This is a genomic window from Fretibacterium sp., assembly GCF_057312375.1.
This window is the reverse complement of the sequence record NZ_DBHLDX010000010.1, coordinates 22,337-41,595: the sequence shown is the minus strand read 5'-3', so window position 1 is coordinate 41,595 and position 19,259 is coordinate 22,337. Positions and strand designations below refer to the sequence as shown.

The 19,259-nt window shown below is 64.9% G+C and carries 20 protein-coding genes; 10 read left to right on the top strand and 10 right to left on the bottom strand.

The genetic code is table 11. The features are described 5' to 3' along the window. Window positions 1-3: 3 nt before the first annotated feature. Complete coding sequence (locus ACO41U_RS03090; protein ID WP_485941510.1) at window positions 4-858, top strand: bifunctional 5,10-methylenetetrahydrofolate dehydrogenase/5,10-methenyltetrahydrofolate cyclohydrolase; 855 nt, start codon at window positions 4-6, stop codon at window positions 856-858. Window positions 859-863: 5 nt separating this feature from the next. Continuing rightward, window positions 864-1,619, top strand: coding sequence for a nickel pincer cofactor biosynthesis protein LarB (larB, locus tag ACO41U_RS03085; RefSeq protein ID WP_485941508.1), 756 nt, complete (start codon window positions 864-866; stop codon window positions 1,617-1,619). Between the two features lie 20 nt (window positions 1,620-1,639). Here the strand turns inward: larB and ACO41U_RS03080 are convergent, their stop codons facing one another. After that, window positions 1,640-3,025: a sensor domain-containing diguanylate cyclase gene (locus ACO41U_RS03080; protein ID WP_298779939.1), complete on the bottom strand. Its 1,386-nt coding sequence runs from the start codon at window positions 3,023-3,025 to the stop codon at window positions 1,640-1,642. Between the two features lie 326 nt (window positions 3,026-3,351). Here ACO41U_RS03080 and ACO41U_RS03075 point away from each other — a divergent pair, with 326 nt between their 5' ends. From ACO41U_RS03075 to ACO41U_RS03055, 5 genes are all read left to right on the top strand, one after another. Then, window positions 3,352-5,409 carry a methyl-accepting chemotaxis protein gene (locus ACO41U_RS03075; protein WP_485941505.1) on the top strand — a complete coding sequence of 686 codons (2,058 nt, stop codon included), beginning with the start codon at window positions 3,352-3,354 and terminating at the stop codon, window positions 5,407-5,409. A gap of 215 nt (window positions 5,410-5,624) precedes the next feature. Continuing rightward, window positions 5,625-6,461, top strand: coding sequence for a formate/nitrite transporter family protein (locus ACO41U_RS03070; RefSeq protein WP_485941503.1), 837 nt, complete (start codon window positions 5,625-5,627; stop codon window positions 6,459-6,461). 467 nt (window positions 6,462-6,928) lie between these two features. After that, window positions 6,929-8,173 carry an imidazolonepropionase gene (hutI, locus tag ACO41U_RS03065; RefSeq protein ID WP_485941501.1) on the top strand — a complete coding sequence of 415 codons (1,245 nt, stop codon included), beginning with the start codon at window positions 6,929-6,931 and terminating at the stop codon, window positions 8,171-8,173. 36 nt (window positions 8,174-8,209) lie between these two features. Next, the gene (locus ACO41U_RS03060) at window positions 8,210-9,718 is read left to right on the top strand and encodes a phosphodiester glycosidase family protein (RefSeq protein ID WP_485941499.1); all 1,509 of its coding nucleotides are present in this window, start codon (window positions 8,210-8,212) and stop codon (window positions 9,716-9,718) included. Between the two features lie 147 nt (window positions 9,719-9,865). Continuing rightward, entirely contained in the window at window positions 9,866-10,402 is a 537-nt protein-coding gene (locus ACO41U_RS03055; protein WP_485941497.1) for a hypothetical protein, read from the top strand. An 88-nt stretch (window positions 10,403-10,490) separates the two neighbouring features. On the opposite strand, the gene ACO41U_RS03050 is transcribed toward ACO41U_RS03055, so the two are convergent. Continuing rightward, window positions 10,491-11,846, bottom strand: a complete 1,356-nt coding sequence (locus tag ACO41U_RS03050) for an MATE family efflux transporter (RefSeq protein WP_485941495.1) — start codon at window positions 11,844-11,846, stop codon at window positions 10,491-10,493. 165 nt (window positions 11,847-12,011) lie between these two features. Beyond that, complete coding sequence (locus ACO41U_RS03045) at window positions 12,012-12,479, bottom strand: flavodoxin (RefSeq protein WP_485941493.1); 468 nt, start codon at window positions 12,477-12,479, stop codon at window positions 12,012-12,014. A gap of 291 nt (window positions 12,480-12,770) precedes the next feature. On the opposite strand from ACO41U_RS03045, the gene ACO41U_RS03040 reads away from it, so the two are divergent. Then, window positions 12,771-13,064 carry an OB-fold nucleic acid binding domain-containing protein gene (locus ACO41U_RS03040; protein WP_298780994.1) on the top strand — a complete coding sequence of 98 codons (294 nt, stop codon included), beginning with the start codon at window positions 12,771-12,773 and terminating at the stop codon, window positions 13,062-13,064. Window positions 13,065-13,167: 103 nt separating this feature from the next. Further along, window positions 13,168-13,455 carry a DNA-binding protein gene (locus tag ACO41U_RS03035; protein WP_298780996.1) on the top strand — a complete coding sequence of 96 codons (288 nt, stop codon included), beginning with the start codon at window positions 13,168-13,170 and terminating at the stop codon, window positions 13,453-13,455. Between the two features lie 58 nt (window positions 13,456-13,513). On the opposite strand, the gene tpx is transcribed toward ACO41U_RS03035, so the two are convergent. Beyond that, window positions 13,514-14,029, bottom strand: coding sequence for a thiol peroxidase (gene tpx, locus ACO41U_RS03030; RefSeq protein WP_298780997.1), 516 nt, complete (start codon window positions 14,027-14,029; stop codon window positions 13,514-13,516). Window positions 14,030-14,060: 31 nt separating this feature from the next. Further along, a complete protein-coding gene (locus ACO41U_RS03025) occupies window positions 14,061-14,321 on the bottom strand; it encodes a hypothetical protein (protein ID WP_298781001.1) in 261 nt (86 codons plus the stop codon). Between the two features lie 496 nt (window positions 14,322-14,817). Between ACO41U_RS03025 and ACO41U_RS03020 the strand changes: the two genes are divergently transcribed. Next, window positions 14,818-15,201: a hypothetical protein gene (locus ACO41U_RS03020; RefSeq protein WP_485941490.1), complete on the top strand. Its 384-nt coding sequence runs from the start codon at window positions 14,818-14,820 to the stop codon at window positions 15,199-15,201. 50 nt (window positions 15,202-15,251) lie between these two features. On the opposite strand, the gene ACO41U_RS03015 is transcribed toward ACO41U_RS03020, so the two are convergent. The 5 genes from ACO41U_RS03015 to hydF form a co-directional block, all read right to left on the bottom strand. Beyond that, window positions 15,252-15,497: a hypothetical protein gene (locus ACO41U_RS03015; RefSeq protein WP_298781007.1), complete on the bottom strand. Its 246-nt coding sequence runs from the start codon at window positions 15,495-15,497 to the stop codon at window positions 15,252-15,254. Beyond that, window positions 15,494-16,393 carry a ParB/RepB/Spo0J family partition protein gene (locus ACO41U_RS03010; protein WP_485941487.1) on the bottom strand — a complete coding sequence of 300 codons (900 nt, stop codon included), beginning with the start codon at window positions 16,391-16,393 and terminating at the stop codon, window positions 15,494-15,496. Before ACO41U_RS03010 ends, ACO41U_RS03015 begins: the two co-directional genes overlap by 4 nt. Further along, the gene (locus ACO41U_RS03005; RefSeq protein ID WP_485941485.1) at window positions 16,372-17,160 is read right to left on the bottom strand and encodes a ParA family protein; all 789 of its coding nucleotides are present in this window, start codon (window positions 17,158-17,160) and stop codon (window positions 16,372-16,374) included. Before ACO41U_RS03005 ends, ACO41U_RS03010 begins: the two co-directional genes overlap by 22 nt. After that, a complete protein-coding gene (gene rsmG / locus ACO41U_RS03000) occupies window positions 17,160-17,891 on the bottom strand; it encodes a 16S rRNA (guanine(527)-N(7))-methyltransferase RsmG (protein WP_485941483.1) in 732 nt (243 codons plus the stop codon). The genes ACO41U_RS03005 and rsmG overlap by 1 nt, the downstream gene beginning before the upstream one ends. A gap of 139 nt (window positions 17,892-18,030) precedes the next feature. Then, a complete protein-coding gene (gene hydF / locus ACO41U_RS02995; protein ID WP_485941481.1) occupies window positions 18,031-19,254 on the bottom strand; it encodes a [FeFe] hydrogenase H-cluster maturation GTPase HydF in 1,224 nt (407 codons plus the stop codon). Window positions 19,255-19,259: the final 5 nt, after the last annotated feature.

The following is a 19,259-nucleotide window of genomic DNA, read 5'->3' as shown; positions in this document are numbered from 1 at the left end:
CAAGTGACTGTCTTCATGAAGGGGGCCGAGGTGGCGGCCGGGATGAAGGAGGCGCTTCTGGCGGAGCACGCGGAGTTGAAGGGGATGGGCGTGGACCCGAAGCTGGCCATCGTGAGGGTGGGGGCCAGGGGGGACGACCTGGCCTACGAGCGCGGCGCCTTGAAGCGCTTTGCCGGGCTGGGCATCACGGCGCAGGTGTACGAGCTGCCGGAGGACATCAAACAGGCGGATTTCGACGCGGAGTTCGGGAAGATCAACGCGGACCCGAACGTCCACGGCATCCTCCTGTTCCGCCCGCTGCCGGGCGGCCTGAGCGACGAGGCGGCGCGTCGGACCATCGACCCGCGCAAGGACGTGGATGGAATGAGCCCCATCAGCTCGGCCATGGTCTTTGCGGGCGCGAAGGACGGCTTTGCCCCCTGCACGCCGGGCGCGGTGATGGAGATGCTGGCGCACTACGAGGTGGACCTCAAGGGAAAGAACGTGACCCTCGTGGGGCGCAGCATGGTGGTGGGGCGCCCACTGGCGATGCTGATGCTGGCGGCGAACGCTACGGTGACGATCTGCCACACGAAGACCGTGGACATGCCGGCCGTCTGCCGCCGCGCGGACATCGTGGTCGCCGCGGCGGGGAAGGCGGGCATGATCGGCGCGGACTGCGTGACGGACAGGAGCATCGTCGTGGACGTGGGCATCAACGTGGGGCCGGACGGCAAGCTCTGCGGCGACGTGGACTTTGAGGCCGTGTCGTCCGTCGTCAGCATGGTGAGCCCCGTGCCGGGTGGCGTGGGGGCCGTGACGACGTCCGTCCTGGCCAGGAACACGCTGCGGGCCGCGCGGCTTTTGATGAAACGCTGAGGCCCATGTCCCTGTCCGTCCGCCAGGTGCTCCAGCGGGTGAGCGAAGGGGCGATGAGCGTCGAGGACGCGCTGCTGCACGTGAAGGAGAAACCCTTTGAGGACCTGGGCTTCGCCAAGGTGGACCTGCACCGCAGGGTCCGTCAGGGCGCGGCGGAGGTCATCTACGGCGCGGGCAAGACGCCGGAACAGATAGCGGGCATCCTGGAGGCGATGCGGCGGAACGGGCAGGGCCCCGTCCTCATCACGCGCCTGTCGCCGGAGGCCGCGGAGGCCGTCGGCCGGTCCTGCGCGCTGGACTACCACGAGGAGGCCCGCGTCGGCATTGTGGGGGACCTGCCGCAGCCCGACGGGATCGGGCGCGTCGTCGTGGCCACGGGCGGGACCAGCGACATCCCCGTGGCGGAGGAGGCCGCGCTGACGGCCGAGGCGCTGGGTAGCGAGGTGCAGCGCCTCTACGACGTCGGCGTGGCGGGCCTGCACCGAACCCTCTCCCACCTGGAGGACATCATGAGCGCCAGCGTCCTCATTGCGGTGGCGGGCATGGAGGGGGCCCTGGCCAGCGTGCTGGGCGGCCTGGCGGAGTGCCCGGTTATCGCCGTGCCCACCAGCGTGGGCTACGGGGCGTCCTTCGGCGGTCTGGCGGCGCTCCTTGCGATGCTGAACTCCTGCAGCAGCGGCGTGACGGTGGTCAACATCGACAACGGCTTTGGAGCGGGGTACTGCGCCAACCGGATCAATCACATGGGCGTTAAGAAATGAAATAGCGGGGCCTGGCCCCGCTATCTTTCATCCTGTCTTCTCCTGTCCCGCTCGCCCTCCGGCCCGCAGCCCGTTCCCCAGTTGGGGGTGAGGCGTTTGCGGCGGTCCACGCCGCCGGGGGCGCCTTTGTCGCTGACGCGGCGCTCCTTCTCCATGGAGGGGTCGTAGATGACGCAGCAGGCGCGCCCGCTGTGCTTGGCCTGGTAGAGGGCCAGGTCGCTCCGGTGGATGAGGTGGTCGATGGCCGAGCCGGTTTCGTTCTCCGTCGTCTTGGTGATCCCGCCGCTGACGGTGAGGTTCTTCGTCCTGTCGGAGCTGTGGAAGTAGGCGGCCATGTCCTGAATGAATTGGTCCACCCGCCCCTTGAGGTCCTCCAGCGACAGATCCCCAAGGAACACCATCATGAACTCGTCCCCGCCCAGGCGGGCGATGAAGGCGTCCGGAAAGTTGTGCTGCATCATCTCGGCGGTGGCGGCGAGCGCCGCGTCGCCCGTCTGGTGTCCCCAGGTGTCGTTGACCTCCTTGAAGTGGTCGAGGTCCAGGTAGACGCAGGCGACGTGTTCCTCGTCCTGGTGGGCTTGCATGTAGTTCTGGAAGTACCAGCGCGAAGCCAGCCCGGTGAGGGCATCCTGCCGGGCGATCTCCAGTATCTGCTGCTGAAACTTCAGCTCCTTCGTCATGTCCCGCGCGACGCTGACGATACCGATGATCGTGCCGTCCTCGTCGAAAAGGGGAGTCTTATAGGTCTTCAACCGGCGCAGGTCCTCCTGCCCCCTGACCTCCTCGTCGAAGACGCAGGTTCTCCCCTGGCGGATGACCTCTTTGTCCGTTTCGGGCCAGGCGTACTCGTCCTTCGCACACTCCCCCTCCGGCATCCTCCAGACGTAGTAGTGTCCGTGCCCCTGGACCTCCTCCTTCGTCTTGCCGACGAGCTGGCAGAAGGCGTCGTTGACCTTGACGTAGGCGCCCTTCAGGTCCTTGTACCAAATGAGGTCCGGCAGGGGATCGATGGTTTGGTTCAGCTGGTTTTGAGCCGTCCAGAGGGCCTTCTCCGCCTGGATCTCCCGCAGGATGTGTTGAAAACGAAAGCGCAGCATCGCGGGGGAGAGCGGCTTGATCCACACGTCGTCCCATAGCGCCAGTTCCTTTTCGGATAGGTTCTTCGGGCGGGAGGTGCAGAGGATACGCTTTGCGCCCTCCTCGATGGACGCGCGCAAATCCTCCTCCGAGAGGCTCGCGCTCTCGTCGAGGATGACGATCTGGCGATCCTTCCGAGGTAGGCCTCCCAGCGGCTTCAAGGGCTGGAAGCGGTGGATGAAGCGCGGAAGCGGTGACATCCCCTTCAGGACGCTCAGGGAAACGTCGTCAAGCCCGCAGCAGTTGATGATGAGCTCGCAAGAGTACAAATCCTGCTCCGCCTCCTTAAAATTTGTCCGAAAGTTTTTTCACGATTCACGACTGCCGATCGACTTGCACGATGATATTTTGTTATTATGACAGATATCTCGAAAAAAGCAAAAGATTGCCGGCGGGAGCCCTCCGGCCGCAGCGCGGCGTTGACATTGGAAAGCGATCATTGAGGATCGTTGCGATTGAGGGAACGGCTGCTTGTGCTAAAGCGGAGATGACGAGGAATTGGCTGGTTTTGCTTGACAAACCGATGTGGCGGAATTATAATTTTTAATAGATGAATTATATTGTAACTTTCTGAAATTCTGGAGGGAGGCTTTTTATGTCTATTCGTGGAAAACTGCGCTTGATCGCAGGGGCGATTTTCCTGGTGATCCTCTTGATGACCGGCGTGACTTACGTTCGATCGGGAGCGATGCTCGACAGCTTTCTGAAGAGTTCCGGCACCGAAATTGCAGTTGGCGCTGCGCACATCGTCCAGGATCAGCTGGACCGCTACATCGCGACCGTAAACGTCGCTGCGGCCGCCATGCGCCAAGCCTACATCGACGCGGGTAACCCCGATGCCGGGGCAAAGAACGTCGAGGCGATCTGCGAAAAGATGCTGAAGAACGCCGAGGACAAGAACATCCTGAACCTGTACCTGGCGCTCGAGTCCACCGGGTTACTGGCCATCGCAAGCTCCGAGGGCAAGTGGGTTGCCCCGGCGGGATATGACGCCCGGACGCGAGGCTGGTATCAGCAGGCTGTGGCCGACCGCGGGACCACCAGATTCAGCACTCCCTATATTGAGGCTGCTTCAGGGAAGCTGGTCATTGCAGCCACTAAGGCCGTTTATGATGACTCCGGCAAACTGGTGGGCGTGGCGTCTATTGAGGTGGATTTGGACAAGCTGAGCGCTTTTGTGGTTAGCCAGAAGGTCTTCGGTCAGGGATCGGGCGCCCTCGTGCAGAAGGACGGCACGTTCATTGCCCACAGCAACAAGGACTACGTTTTGAAGGCCAACCTCCTCAATGGGCAGGAGTTCGATGCGTCCGTCCATCAGTTTGCGGTCAAAGCTCTGAGCGGCGAGACAGGTTTTGCTGACTACCTCAACAACGGAGAAAGGCGGCGCGTCTTTTTCGCGCCTGCAGGTCATGATCTCTTCTTCATCGTGTTCTTCCCGATATCGGTGATTCAGGCGATGGTGCGTGGTCTGACAGTCTTTCTTGTCCTCATCGCTGTGGTGGCGCTCCTGGTCATCGGCTTTCTCATCTTCGCCATCATGCGCAGCCTCTCCCGCTCCCTCAAGGGCATGAGCGCTGTGACAGCCGACCTGAGCAGGGGAACCCTGACCGTTCGCTTCGACGAGACGGGGCGCGACGAGTTGTCGGGCATGTCAAGGGAGCTCAACGCGATGATCGCTTCCGTGTCCGAAACGCTTCGCAACATTCGAACTGAGGCTGACGAAACTTCAAGACAGGCCGATACCCTTGCGGCCCTCTCCGAGGAAACCCTCGCGTCGATGGAGGAGGTTTCGGCTTCCATTGAGCGCGTCAACGGCGTCGTCAGTTCCGCTTCCTCAGCGACGGAGGAAACCCGCGCGTCCGTCGGGGAGATTGCCGACAGTGCCCAGTCCAGCGCACAGAGCGCCACCGAGAGCGCCGAGCAGGCGTCCCGCGTTGCGGACGTTTCGAAGAACGCCGTGGATGAGGTCGGGGCCGTCGTTACGGGAATGAGGGAGGCGAAGGACAAGTCCAGCCAGAGCATCGCTCAGATTCAAGAGCTTGGCGAGTCGGTGAACGCGATATCCTCCTTCGTGACTACGATCACCTCCATCGCCGATCAGACAAACCTTCTCGCCTTGAATGCCGCCATCGAGGCCGCGAGGGCCGGCGACGCGGGGCGGGGATTCGCCGTCGTCGCCGAGGAGGTGCGCAAGCTGGCCGAGGAATCGGCTCACGCGGCTCAGGAGATCGAGAAGTTGATAGCGGGCCTTCAAAAGCACTCTGAAAGCTCTGTCGAGGCGACAAAGGAAACGGAAAAGATACTGATCGAAACATCGGAAGCGGCGGAGGTGACGCAGCAGAAGCTGAACGGCGCCATGGATGCCATTGCCCGTCTGAACGATGCCATTCAGAACATCGCCGCGATATCGGAGGAGCAGGCTGCTTCCTCCGAGGAGATGACGGCATCCATACAGCACGTCGCAGAGGCCAACCACAACGTGGTGGAGGCCGCCGATTCGATTCAAACCGCGACCCGCGAAACGACCAAAGCCGCGGAGTCCATCGCCGGCGCTGCACAGGGCCTGGCCACCACGGCGGAGAAGCTGCAGGGCTTCATCGGCTCGTTCCTCCTCGACAAACAGGGCGATATCGTCCCGAAAAAGAATCGCTGACGTCCACATTCTGAAGCGAAGCCCCCGACGGCATAGTAAAGCCCGTCGGGGGCTTTTTCTACTGCTGAAGCGCCGGCCTTCACCTGAGGAGTGCCGCGTCGGTGGCTCTCCTCGTTTCAGGATCGGATCGCTCAAAAGCTGCTCCCGAAGGTTTGGGGCTGTTGCATTTAGCCGGTCGATCTGTTAGTTTAGATGGAGAAGGGAGGGGTTTTTGGATGCAGAGCAACTTTTTGAGCCCCGCGGAGGTCGCGGAGCTGGCCGTGGGCGTGGGGCAGCGGAAGGCGGAGATGTCCGTGACGAACCAGCTGATCTTGAGCGTGATGGCGGGGGCCTTCATCGCGTTTGGGGCGGCCGGGTCCTGCGTCGCCGTCCACACGGTGGAGTCCGCCGGAGTGGCAAAGGCCCTGGCGGGCGCGCTCTTCGCCGCAGGGCTCATCATGGTGGTGGTGGCGGGGGGTGAGCTCTTCACGGGGAACTCCCTCATGCTCATGGCCCTGGCTGAGGGGCGGATCTCCCCGTGGCAGCTCCTGCGCAGCTGGCTCGTCGTCTACGCCGGAAACTTCGCGGGCGCGCTTCTCACGGCGGGGCTGGTGTGCCTGTCCGGGCAGTGGGGGATGTCGGGGGGGCTCTTGGGGGCTTCGGTCATCAAGACGGCCGTCGGCAAGACGGCCCTGTCCTTCCGGAACGCCTTCTTTCTGGGCGTCCTCTGCAACTGGCTGGTCTGCCTTGCGGTCTGGATGAGCTTCGCCGCGCGGGACATCGCAGGCAAGGTGCTGGTGATCTTCTTCCCCATCTGGCTCTTTGTGACGTCGGGCTTTGAACACAGCGTGGCCAACATGTACTACATCCCCGCAGGCATCCTGGCCGCGGCGGAACCGGCCCTGGCGGGGCGGGCGGCTTCCGTTGGCCTGTCGCCGGAGGCCCTGGCAAACCTGAACTGGGGCGCCATGCTCCAGGCGAACCTCCTGCCCGTTACCCTGGGCAACGTCGTGGGCGGCGGCGTCCTCGTGGCTCTGGCCTACTGGTTCGTCTATCGGCGGGACAAGCGGTAGGGTCGAAGGCGACGCAAAAGGGGCCGGAACGCTCCGGCCCCCAAAAATTGAAAATCCCCGCATGTACCGTGTCCTGAAAGTCTTGACCCGCTCCCATAACGAATGGGACTGTCCCGCCTCAGTTCAGTCAGCGTAAGCCGTCATCCCCGACGGGAACGTTCGTCCCTGATGGAATCGAGTGTTGGCTCAAGACGTTATCACGATCACGCATACCGCAGGGGTATTGCGCTCCATCACGCTGTTTATTATATCAGAAAACCCACGAAAATCTCCCCGGAGGTTGTTTTTTTGAGGGGACATCGTGAAGCGCCGGTTCAGCTACGGGCTTGCGCGCCCGATTCCTGCCTTCTGCGGAATGGGGCCGCCTGCCCGCACGCTATAATAACGGTCGGCCCCGCGTCCTGACCCAAACGGCGGCGGGGCTTTTTGGACGAAACGAATGAACGCGAATCGAGGAGGCTGTGACGATGACCTTAAAGCTCTTCAGACGTGCCAGGCTCTACACGCCTACGTTAGGAGCCGCGCCGGCGGCTGGAGCGGAGCAGGGACGGATCCGTTCCGTTGAGGACGGCGCCTTCCTGGCGGAGGACGGACGCTTTGCGGCGGTGGGGAGCGCTTCGGAGGTGGAGGGAAGCCTCGCGGGGCGGACGCCGGACCAGGAGTTCGACCTGGGAGGGGCGGCGGTGGTGCCGGGGCTGGTGGACCCGCACACCCACGCCTGTTTTGCCGCGCGGCGGGAGGCCGAGTTCTCCATGCGCCTGGCGGGGAGGCCCTACCTGGACATCCTGAAGGCGGGCGGCGGAATCCTTTCCTCCGTGCGCGCCGTGCGCGGGGCCTCGGAGGAGGAGCTCTTTTCCTTCTCACGCGACCTGCTTCAGCGGACGCTCCAATACGGGACCACGACGATCGAGATCAAGAGCGGGTACGGCCTGGACCTGGACTCGGAGCTGCGCATGCTGCGCGTCATCGGGCGCCTGGGGCGCGAAACGGTGCAGACGGTGGTGCCGACGTTCATGGGGGCCCACGCCGTGCCGGAGCCCTTCAAGTCGGCCCCGGACGGCTACGTGAGGCTTCTGACGGAAGAGATGCTGCCGGCCGTGGCGGAGCAGGGGATCGCCCGCTTCTGCGACGTGTTCTGCGAGGAGGGGGTCTTCTCCATCGAGCAGAGCCGCAGGATCCTGCTGAGGGCGCGGGAGCTGGGCCTCGGACTCAAGATCCACGCGGACGAGGTGAATGACCTGGGCGGGGCGTCCCTGGCCGGAGAGCTCCGGACCGCCTCCGCGGAGCACCTGCTGGCGGCCTCCGACGAGGGCATCCGGGCCATGGCGCGCGGAGGCGTCGTGGCGGACCTGTTGCCCGCCACGGCCTACAGCCTGCGGAAACCCTTTGCCCGCGCACGGAAGATGATCGAGGAGGGGGTCCCCGTGGCCCTGGCGACGGACCTGAACCCCGGCTCCTGCTACTGTGAATCCATGGCCTTCGTCATCAGCCTGGCCGTCATGGAGATGGGCCTGACCCCGGAGGAGGCGCTGACGGGCGCGACCCTCAACGCTGCCTGGTCCCTGGGGATGCAGCAGGAGGTGGGCTGCATCGAGCGCGGCAGGATGGCGGACTTCCTCGTGCTGGACGGGGAAACGCCCGCGACGTTTGCCTACCTGTCCGGAGCCCGGCCCATCCGCTCCGTCTGGAAGCTCGGGGAGCGCGCGGCGTGACCCCGTCCGATGCGGCATAGGCGGCCTGCCAGGATCATGTGCTTTCAGCTCAACCGGTTGAACCTCACGGGGCTGCGTGCCCTGTCGCGGGCGCTCTGCCTCGCTGCAGTCCTTTTGCTGGCGATCCCCTGCGGGGCGGAGGCCGTAACGCGCGGCGCCTTTCTGGCAGCGCTGCTGGACGCCCGGGGGCTCTCCTCGAACGTCCCCGCAGGGAAGGACGCCGTCGCCTTCGTTCAGGGGACGGGGATCGTGACGGATGGAATAGGGGGACCGAACGCTCATGTGACGCGCCGTGAAGCTCTGCGCTGGAGCATCCAGTCCCTGGGGCTGGCCTTTGAGGCGGGAGCGCTGTCCGACGTGTCGGCGGGGTTCTCGGACGAGAAGGCGCTCACGCCCTTCGAGCGGGGTTGCCTCGCCGTGGCGGTGAACATGACGCCCGCCCTCCTGTCGAGGGATCGGAGCTTCCGCGGTGCCCAGCGCCTGACGGAGAAGGAGATGCGCTTCCTTCTGGACCGGGTGAGCCAGGCCAGTGAGGGGTTGAGCCTGGAGGTGACGCTCACGCCCGTGGAGGGCCTGACGCTCCTGCTGCACCGAGATGGGGTTCCTACGGGCGTGCCGCGTTGGCGCGTCTATGCCGACGGGTTCCAGGACAAGGCAGCGGCGGAGTCGGCTCAGGCGTTCTTCAAGTCGAAGGGCTTTGAGATGTCGATGCTCCAGCCGCAGTACGAGTGGTTCCTGCGCTCCCCCGTGCTGGAGGATTATCGGGTCGCGCGGCGCCTGGTGTTCCTGATCCGACAGCGGAAGCTTGCCGTGCGCCTCCTTCCCTCCGTTTCGAACTCCAACACGGAGCTCCTGCCGCGCTACTGGGCCATGCTGACCATCGACCCCGGCTTCTGGCGCATGATCCCTGCAGCCTCGTCCGAGGGGCCCGCTGCGCTGACGCCCCTCAGCCGGATCGTGAAGGACAACACCCTGAGCGCCGCCATCAACGCGGGGTTCTTCGCCGTGACGGGGCGCAGGCAGGGGTACCCCATCGGCCTCTTGAGGTGGGAGGGCGCAGAGGTCCACAAGCTCTACAACGGACGCGGCTGCCTGGGCTGGAACGACGAAAACGAGGCCGCCTTCGGCCTGCCCTCCCTGGTGAACGGGGAGCTGGTAGGCTCGGGGGGGGAGAGCTGGAGCGACATGCCCTTCGCCATCCAGGCCGGCCCCCTTCTCCTGAGCGACGGCGTCGTGCAGGGAAACGACGAGGGCTTCTCCAACTCGCTGCTCTCCGTGCGCCATCCGCGCTCCGTGGTGGGGCTGACGGCGGACGGGGCGTGGTTCTTCCTGGCGGTGGACGGTCGCAACGGGCTGCACGCCGCGGGCGCCACGATGAGCGAGCTGACGGACATCCTGCGCTCCTACGAGGTCCCCTACGCCCTTAACCTGGACGGCGGCGGGTCCACGGAGCTCATCGTGAGGGGCCGGCTCTTCACCTCCCCGTCGGAGGGGAAGGAGCGCCCCATCAGCTACGCCCTTGGGGTGGTGCCCGCCCTCCGGTGAATTGGCCTCGCGACGCGGAGCACAGGACGAAATCGTGGTAAAAACAAGCGTCGAACGAGGCGTTATGTGCTAGAATAGCAAGAACCGAACGGGACGGTGCTGCGGTTGCAAGCCCCGTTACTTTGAAGGAAAGCGGAGTGTTTTTTAATGAAGAAGTTGCTGTTGTGCGCGCTGCTGATGGGCCTGTTGGCTGCTGCCGTTTCCCCGGCGCTGGCTTGGGAGAAGCAGAAGGACCTTGGTCAGGACCACGTGAAGATGAAGTGGTACCTCCTGGACTACGGCGTGAAGGATAACGTTCCCTTCGCCATCGCCCGGAAGTACTACACGAATACCTCGATCAAGAGCCAGACGGTGGACCTCCTGATGTCCAAGTACAACATCTCCCCTGAGGTGGCCGGCAGCCTGTATTTCACGGAGTACGGCTACGAGTACACGCCGGACGGCAAGCAGTTTGCTGTGACCTACCTGCGCCACTACGACATGCTGGGCAACGAGATATACGCCACCGTCTACGACGGATCGAGCGATGCCTTGAAGAAGGTCTTTGCCAACGTGGACCCGAAGTCCACGCCGGGCAAGGGCGCTGCCTACGCTCTGGGCAAGAAGCCCGCGGCGGAGAAGCAGGCCCCTGCCAAGAAGGCCCCGGCCAAGCGCTCTTCCAAGAAGGTCAAGGTGAAGAAGTAGGAACGCCGAAACTTCGCCTCAATCGAAGTCCAGATTCATCTACAAAAAGGGCCGCGGTACCCCCGCGGCCCTTTTTGTGTGCTGTGATTCAGAGGGCGTTTGCCGTGAGGTCCCGGTCCCAGCCGTTTTTTCTGACGTAAAGGATCAATAGGATGGAGCAGAGCAGCCAGCCCGCGGGGTAACTGAGGGCAATGGGGACGATCGAATCCGTCAGGCGCGAGGCGATGAGGAGGTAGACCTGACGAAACAGGACGAAGGAGCCCAGCATGAAGTACATGGGGATTCGGGCGTTGCCGACGCCGCGCAGCGCTCCGCCGTAGATGATGTAGATGACGTTCAGGAGGTCGAAGACACTGTTGAGGCGCAGGAAGAGTACCCCGTAGCGGAGGACCTGATCGTCCCGATTGAACAGGGCGACCATCCATGGGGCCGAGGCGTAGATGATGGCGACGATGAGGGTGGTGATGCCTGAAGAGATGCCCAGGCTGGCGCGCACTCCGGAGCGGATGCGATCCGCTCGCAGCGCTCCCGCGTTCTGCCCCGTGAAGGTCGTGACGGCCATGCCCATGCTCTGAATCGGCAGGAAGACGAAGGCGTCGATCCTGACGTAGATGCCCCACCCTGAAGCGCTGGCGGCGCCATAGGCGTTGATGTAGCCCTGAACGAAGACGTTGGAGAAGGAGGTGAGGGCCAGTTGAACGCCCGATGGCAGCCCCAGGTCGAGTATCCTGCGCAGGATGTGCCGGTCCACGCGCATCTCGCCCCAGGTGATGCTGTGGCATTCCCTGCTGCGGAACAGAAGAGCGAAGACGACGAGGCCTGAGAGGAGCTGCGACAGGATCGTGGCCCAGGCGACGCCTGCGACGCCCGCCTTGAAGGAGATGACGAACAGGAGGTCCAACGCGATGTTCAGGACGGAGGAGAGGATCAGGAGGAACAGGGGGCGCAGGGAATCCCCCACCGCGCGCAGGATGGCGGAGCCCATGTTGTAGAGCATCAGCCCGATCAGGCCCAGCATGTAAATTTGAAGGTACGTCGTGGCCTCCGGCATGATGGAGGCCGGGGTGTTCATGAAGCGCAGGAGTGCGGGCGTCGCCGCATACCCTGCGGCGGACAGGGCCAGCGACAGGACGACCGTGGAAACGACGGAGGTGTGGACGGCCCGGCGGAGGCTGGCCACGTCCCCGGCCCCGAAGTACTGCGCGATGACGACGCTGGCCCCCATCGTCATCCCGATGAAGAGGCTGATGAAGGTAAAGACAATGGGAACGGTGGACGTGACGGCGCCTAGCGCGTCCGCGCCGACGAAGTTGCCGACGACGACGCTGTCCACCGTGTTGTAGAGCTGCTGAAAGATGTTCCCCACGAAGAGCGGCACGGCAAAGTCCACAAGCTGCCTCCAGATCACGCCCTCCGTCATGTCCGTGACGGTCCTGCTCGGCATCTTCTTCCCTCAAAGAATGGATTGGGGACGCCTGACCGCCCCCGCGGTTCCATTATAGCCCGCGAACGGGAAAGGGCAAGGGACGCCCACGGACGACGAACCGCCGTCCGGCCACCGAACAGCGGTTTTTTGCGCAGGCCCTTCAGAGAAGGAAACGGCGTGGCGTCAGTTTGCTTCCTCTGGAGCGTCGAGCCATGCGGTGATCCTTCGGGCGTCTCCGCGACGGACCCTCAGCCCTTCGTGGACGTGTCCGTGGCAGGCAGCGGCGATATCTCGCACGCCCTTTTCCGGCCCCGTCATGCTGCTGGTGCAGAAGGGGTAGACCTCCTTCCCGCTGAGGTCACAGGCCTCCAGGAAGGAGATCACGGCCATGGGACACGTCCCGAACCAGACGGGCCACCCCAACAGGATTCGGTCGTAGGGAGCGGGGTCGGGAGGCGTGACGGCGAGGCGCGGCCGTTCGCCGGACTTGAACTCGCGCCGTGCCTCGAAGAGGGTCTTGAAGTAGCTCGGTGGATACGTCTTGTCCACCTTGATCTCAAAGAGGTTCGCGCCCTCCAGCAGGGATGCGATCTCCTCCGCGGCCCCCTTCGTCCTTCCGCTCTTGGAAAAGTAGACGATCAACGTTTTCATGAATCAGACCTCCCATAGAGTATTGATAGAAATTGCTCTGCGATGGATTGGCGCGTCCTGTCGCACCGACCACAGCATACGCCTGCCCGTCGAATTGCCCTTCCGCCGTTTCACTCGTTTTGGAGCGCGGGCTGCGCACGGGCCGTTCCGGGCTTTGACTTTAGTCCATTACGTTGTAAAATAAAAGCAAGGCAAAGGTCAGGGGGACGCTCATGACGAGAGGCCCTGCGGTCCGGCGTTCCCCGTTCACGAACAGGAATTTCCAGTCACGACAAGACGAGGTGAGGCGTAATGGTTCAGGTTGAAAACAGCGTCACGGTCTCAGGCCTCCTGCACTTTATCAGCAGGAAGAAGGATCAGAAGTACATTCCCTTTTCCATCCGTCATGAGAACCCATGGCCGGATGGGACGACCCGCAAGGACTTTTTAACGGTGCGCGCCTTTCCCGCCGAGCTTCAGGAGAAGCTGAAGGCCCTGGCGGAGGGGACTCCCGTCTGGGTGGAGGGGGTCCTCCGCTCCTCGCGGGGGAGCGGAGAGCTCTACCTTGCCGCACTGAAGCTGGACGTTATAGAGGCACAGAGCTGACGGAGGCCGCCCCGGCGTCGGGGCAGGCCTCCATGTTCTCAGGGCGGTACGCCTGCAAGCACTATTTAAGATTACGAAGCGACAATTTAAGGAGGTTTTTCCCTTGAGTTGGGAGAATAAGGTGAGGCTCGCGGGGCAGGTACACTTCATCAAGGCGCAGGCGGAGGGCGAAACGGGCACGGGAAAGTACGTGCGCTTTGCCGTGAAGCAGGACAACCACGAGTTGGACGGCTCGCCGCGGAAGGACTTTCTGGTGGTGCGCGTCTACGATCAGGCGCTGAGGGACGTCCTGTCGGGCAAGAAGGACGGGGACCCCGTGGCGGTGGAGGGCACGCTTCGCTCCTCGCGGGGGAGCGGCGTCAACTACGTCCGGTGCAGCGCGATTGAGTGAGAGAGGCGGGCGGAACGCCGCCGAAGGGCGTTCCGCCCGGCCTTGACCGCACCCTGTGCTACAGCAGCTTCTTGAGGGCCTCGACGGCGGCCTCGTAGTCGGGTTCGTCCGTCACCTCCGGCACCACCTGCACGTAGCGCACCACGTCGTCCTTGTCCACGATGAACACGGAGCGCGTCAGCAGGCGCAGCTCCTTGATCAGCACGCCGTAGGCCGTCCCGAAGGACGCCGTGCGGTGGTCCGAGAGGGCGATGGCGTTCTCGATCCCCTCGACGGCGCAGAAGCGCTTGATGGCGAAGGGCAGGTCCATGGTGAGATTCAGGACGACGACGTCGCCCGGCTCCTGGGCCGCGTCCTCGTTGAACCAGCGGAGCTGAAGGCTGCAGACCGGCGTGTCCAGGGACGGCGCGACGGAGAGGACCTTCACCTTCCCCGCGTAGTCCTTCAGGCTTTTTTCGGCAAGGCCGCTGTCCAGGACCACGAAGTCCGGCGCCTTATCGCCGACCTTGGGCGTCGAGCCCAAGAGCGTCAGGGGCTTGCCCTTCATGGTGATGATGCCCGTTCTTTCCTGCATTGCAATGACCTCCCCTTAATTCGGAATTTGTTTATTCCCCACAGCACCCGCCGCTGCATCCGCTGCACCCGCCACTGCAGATGCCGGTCTGCCATGCGTTGACCACGGGTACGAAGACGTCCAGGATCGCGGGGATCTGGTCCGCTCCCGCCTCCGTGCCCGACAGTTCGAGTTCTGCCATCACCGCCTCCGGGGTTTCCGCCCCGTCCAGGATGAGTTGAACGACGTCCTTCAGCAGGACGTTCTTCTCCGGGCAGACGGGGGTGTCCGCCGGCGCCTTGATCCACTCCATGATAAAACCCTCCTCACGGTCTTTGTCGGCTGCGGCCTCGCGACCTCCTGCCTGCAAAGCATTGTACTGCAAACGGGGCCTCATGCAAAGGGCGCGGGCTCAGGGCTTTTACCTAATTTTGATCGTTCAAGTTATAATTAGGGAAGCGCTGATTAATCTTAAAAAGTTGTTGAAAGCCATCAAGGATCACCAAAGTTAAGGGTATCCTTCAGCGCTTCCCTAAAATTTTAAAATGGGGCTACGCCCCAATCCCCACGCGCTTCGCGCGGCCTGATAAGGTTTCATACACTGAGAGGAGATCATACGGTTGACAGTTCTCAACGACTTAATCAGTGTTTTCTTAGAGGCGCTGGTTGGCCTGTTGGAGGGCGGGCCAAACGCAACGGGTAAGTTGAGGGCTTTGGCATAAACGGCCGGTGCCTGTATAATTGTGAGGAGGACCCGGCGCAGGGACAGGGCGTTGGGTAGGGACCTTTGGGGCTGGGAGGCGAGGAGGATGACGTTTGTCTGGCTGGGGGCGGGGATCGTCTTTTTCGGCTTTGGGCTGTGGCAGTGGGCCCGTGGAGGCTCCGGCCTGTGGCAGATTCTGAACCTTCGGCGGAGGGAGAAGACCCTGACCGCGGAGGAGAGGCGCGAGGCCGAGGGCGCGGTGCGCCGGCTGGAGCGCGCAACGGACCGTGCCCTGCTGTTGAGCTTCAGGATTCTGGGCTACCTGGCGATCGTGCTGTGGCTGGTGTTGGGAGCCAGCCTGCTCATGGACTTCCTGGGGGTGGACTGGACCAGCCGCTTTCGGGCGCGGCAGTATTGGAGCGCCGACACGGAAACGGTTCCCGACCGCAACACAGTCCTGCGCTCCATAGGGTCGAAGCTGAGGAAGTAGCGGCATCTAAGGTCAAGGCCGGTCGGGCACGGGTGCCCGACCGGCCTCTTTCATGACGGCTTGCCGTCGTGTGGGTCCCGCCGGGCGATTTTCGTCAGGAAGAGCCAGCCCTGCCACAGGCCAAAGAGGAGCGCCGCCGGGACGGCGGCGACGGAGAGCCAGCCGGGGTACCCCTCCGCGTCCAGCCACCGTGACAGCCACACGCCTAAAAAGGCGTACCCGGCCACCACCAGGCCCGTCGAGAGGACGCGGCCGAAGAGCGCCACGTCCCGAAGCCCCTTCCCCTTCATCGTCATCGTGCCGCCTCCTCCGGATAGAGCATCCTGAGACACGTTTCCAGCGCCTCCAGCAGTTGAGCGTCGTCCACGCCCTGCAGGCCATCCAGGACGATGCGCCCCGCGCCGCTGCGTCGCCCGACGCGGATCTTGATGCCCCGACGCCGAAAGTCGCGGAGCGGCCGGGGCAGCCGCAGGGCCTGGAAGCGACCGCGGGGGGGCGTCGGCGTTTCCGGCGCCGGCGGCTCGTCCTCCTCCGGAAGGCGGACGGCCTCCTCCAACTGGCGCACGGTCATGGCCCCGTCGGCAGCGCGCAGGCCCAAGGCCACGCACCTCGCGTCGGACTCCGCGCCCAAAAGCGCCCGGGCGTGCCCCTCGGTGATGCGCCCAGCCGCCAGGAGCCCCCGCACCTCGTCCGGCAGCTTGAGGAGCCGCAGGCGGTTCGCCACAAGGGCTCGGCTCCACCCCAGGCGGTCGGCGCATTCCTCCTGGGTCAGGCTGCTGCGCTCGATCATGGCCGCGAGGGCGGAGGCAACCTCGATGGGCGAGAGGTCCTTCCGCTGGACGTTCTCGATGAGGGAGAGCTCACGCGCTTCGGTTTCGGAGGTGGTCAGGATTCGGGCGGGGACCTCCTGCAGGCCCGCCATGCCCGCCGCACGCCAACGCCGTTCCCCGGCGACGATGCGGAGGCCTCCGTCCTCCTCCCTTCGCAGGAGGAGGGGCTGGAGGATGCCGTGAAGCTCGATGGACGCGGCCAGGTGCTTCAACCCCTCCTCGTCCATCTCCTTCCTGGGCTGTTCCGGGTCCGGCCGGAGGTCCTCCAGGCGCACCCGGTAGATCTTCTCCAGGGCGGCGTCCCCCGCCCCGCTCCCCAGGAGGGCGGAGAATCCCTTGCCTAGGGCTTTTCGCTCAGCCATCGCTGGATGACCTCCTTCGACAGGGCCTCGTAGGCGCGGGCCCCCGTGCTGTTGACGTCGTAGTAGGCGATGGGGGAGCCGTAGCTCGGCGCCTCGGACAGGCGGACGTTGCGCGGGATCACCGCGTCGAACACGACGTCGCCGAACTGGCGGCGCACCTCCGCCATCACCTCGTTGCCAAGGCGGGTGCGCGAGTCGTAGAGGGTCAGGAGGATGCCCGATATCTCAAGCGACGGGTTCAGCGTTTCGCGGACCAGGTTCACCGTGCGGACCAGCTGGGTGACGCCCTCCAGCGCGTAGTACTCGCACTGAATGGGCACCAGGAGGCGGTCGCAGGCCGCCAGGGCGTTGAGGGTGAGGATGCCCAGGGAGGGAGGGCAGTCGATCAGGACGAGGTCGTAGCCGCAGACCTTCTCCAGTTGGCGCTTGAGCTTGGATTCCCGGCTGATGGCGCTGGCCAGCTCGATCTCCGCACCGGCCAGGTCCAGCGACGAGGGCAGCAGGCTGACGTTCTTCCAGGCCGTCGTCAGGATGGCGTCCTGAATGGGGACGTCGCCGATGAGGACGTTGTAGACGCTCCTTCCCAGGGCCGAGGCGTTGACCCCAAGCCCGCTCGTCCCGTTGGCCTGGGGGTCCATGTCCACGAACAGGACGGAGTAGTCGTGTCGGCCCAGCTCGGCCGCCAGGTTGATGCAGGTGGTCGTCTTCCCCACGCCGCCCTTTTGATTGGATACAACGATCGTTGGAGCCTGATCGGACGTTGGCACTACAGCCACCAGCCTTTCATTGAAGCCGCGCCTGCGGGGCGCGGGTACGCGCGGGGACAGGGCCAGGCCTTCTCCCACAGGACGAGGCGGCGGGAGGACTCCGGGCCTCCGTACCCGTAGATGAGGGGCGCCCTGAGTCCCAGCCCCTGCCAGCGACCGTGCACCTCCGCCAGCTCCGCGTCGAGCTTCGGCCCCTTGAAGGTGAGGAGAACCCCGCCCACCTCCACGAAGGGGGACAGGAGCTCTGCCGTGACGCCCGCGCTGGCTACGGCTCTGGCTCCGGCCAGGGCAAAGGACTCGCGCCGGGTGCGGGCGGCCTCCTCGCTTCGAGTGCAGAGGACCGTCACGTTGGAGAGCGCGAGGGCCTCCGCGATCTCCTGCACGGCACGGCACTTCTTGCCGACGCTGTCCAGCAGGAGGATCCGGAGGTCCGGCCGGCAGATGGCCCAGACCAATCCGGGAAGCCCGCCACCGCTGCCGAGGTCGAGGACCTGTCCCGCGGGCGGTAGAAAGGGCACGGACTCGAGGCAGTCCGCGACGTGCAGGCTGTAGAGCTCCTCCGCGCCGCGCGTGCCCGTCAGGCGCGCCGTCGTGCAGGACGCCAGAAGGTCCGCGTACCGGCGCAGGACCGCCCGATGCGCCTCCTCGATTTCGGCGGGGCCGGGACCCTGCGCGGGCGCAGCGCCTCCGAAGGAGGCCCTCTTTTTGTCCTTTTCTTCCCTCTCGCCCAAACCGTCCGCCCCCTGAAGTTCGACCTCTGCCCGTGCCACCTATTCTATCATTAGTTCCGCCGTTGCCGCCCGTGGAGAGCGAAGGAGGCTGCGCGGACGCAGCCTCCTCCTTCAGTTCCCCACCGTTCCCTGCCGTTTTCTACCCGGCCCGCTCCTCCTCCATCAGCCTCAGGACGTCCGGAAAGAGTTCAAGACTGCGGCGCAGCACGCCGTGCATCTGCGCGATGGCCATGCCGTAGTTGACGATGGGCGTCCCCGCGGCCTCCGCCTCCCCGATGCGGCGCTGCATCTCCCGCTCGTTCAGCATGCAGCCGCCGCAGTGGAGGACGAGGGAAACGCCCGACAGGTCCCTGGGGAAGTCCCCGCCGGAGGCGAAGTCGAAGCGGGGCCTCGCGCCGGCGTACCGCTCGATCCACCCCGGCATCAGGACGGACCCGATGTCGCCGCACTGGCGGTGGTGCGTGCAGCCCTCGGCGATCAGCACCCGGTCCCCGCTCCTGAGGCGCGAGAGCCGACCCGCCCCACGGGCCAGGGCCGCCAGGTTCCCCTTGTACCGGGCGAAGAGGATGGAGAAGGAGGTGAGGGGCACGCAGGAGGGCACGTCCTGCGCGGCGCGGGCGAAGACCTTGGAGTCCGTGACGGCCAGGCGCGGCGGACGGGCCATCCCGGCCAGCGCCTCCGCGACCTCCGTCTCCTGACAGGCCGCGACGATGGCGCGGGCGTCCAGGACCTCCCGGATCGTCTGCTGCTGCGGCAGGATCAGGCGCCCCTTCGGGGCGGAGCCGTCCTGGGGCATGATGAGGAGCACCGTGTCGCCGGGGGAGAGGAGGTCCGCGATGAGGCGCTTTTTGTGCTCCGCCACCCGTGCGAGGGCGGCGATCCGCTCCTTCAGCTCCTCGACGTTCTCGCCGGTGACGGCGCTGACGCAGAGCTCGTCCCGGCCCGGCGCAGGGCGCTCCTCCGGCCTCAGCAGGTCCGCCTTGGTGCGGGCGACGAGGAAGGGGATGCCCCTTTCCCTCAGGAGGGCCAGGAGCCTGTGGTCGTGCTCCGTGAGCGGGCGCCGGGCGTCGGCCGCCAGGACCGCGGCGTCCGTCTCCGCCAGGATGCGGAGCGTCCTCTCCACGCGCAGGGCCCCCAGCGCCCCCTCGTCGTCCAGCCCCGGCGTGTCGATGATGAGCACGGGGCCAAGGGGCAGGAGCTCCATCGCCTTCCTCACCGGGTCGGTGGTGGTGCCCCCCACGTCCGAAACGATGGAGAGGTCCTGCCCGGTCACGGCGTTGACGAGGCTGGACTTGCCCGCGTTCCGAACGCCGAAGAAGGCCACGTGGACCCGCTCGCCCGACGGGGTGTCGTTCAGCCCCATGGCGT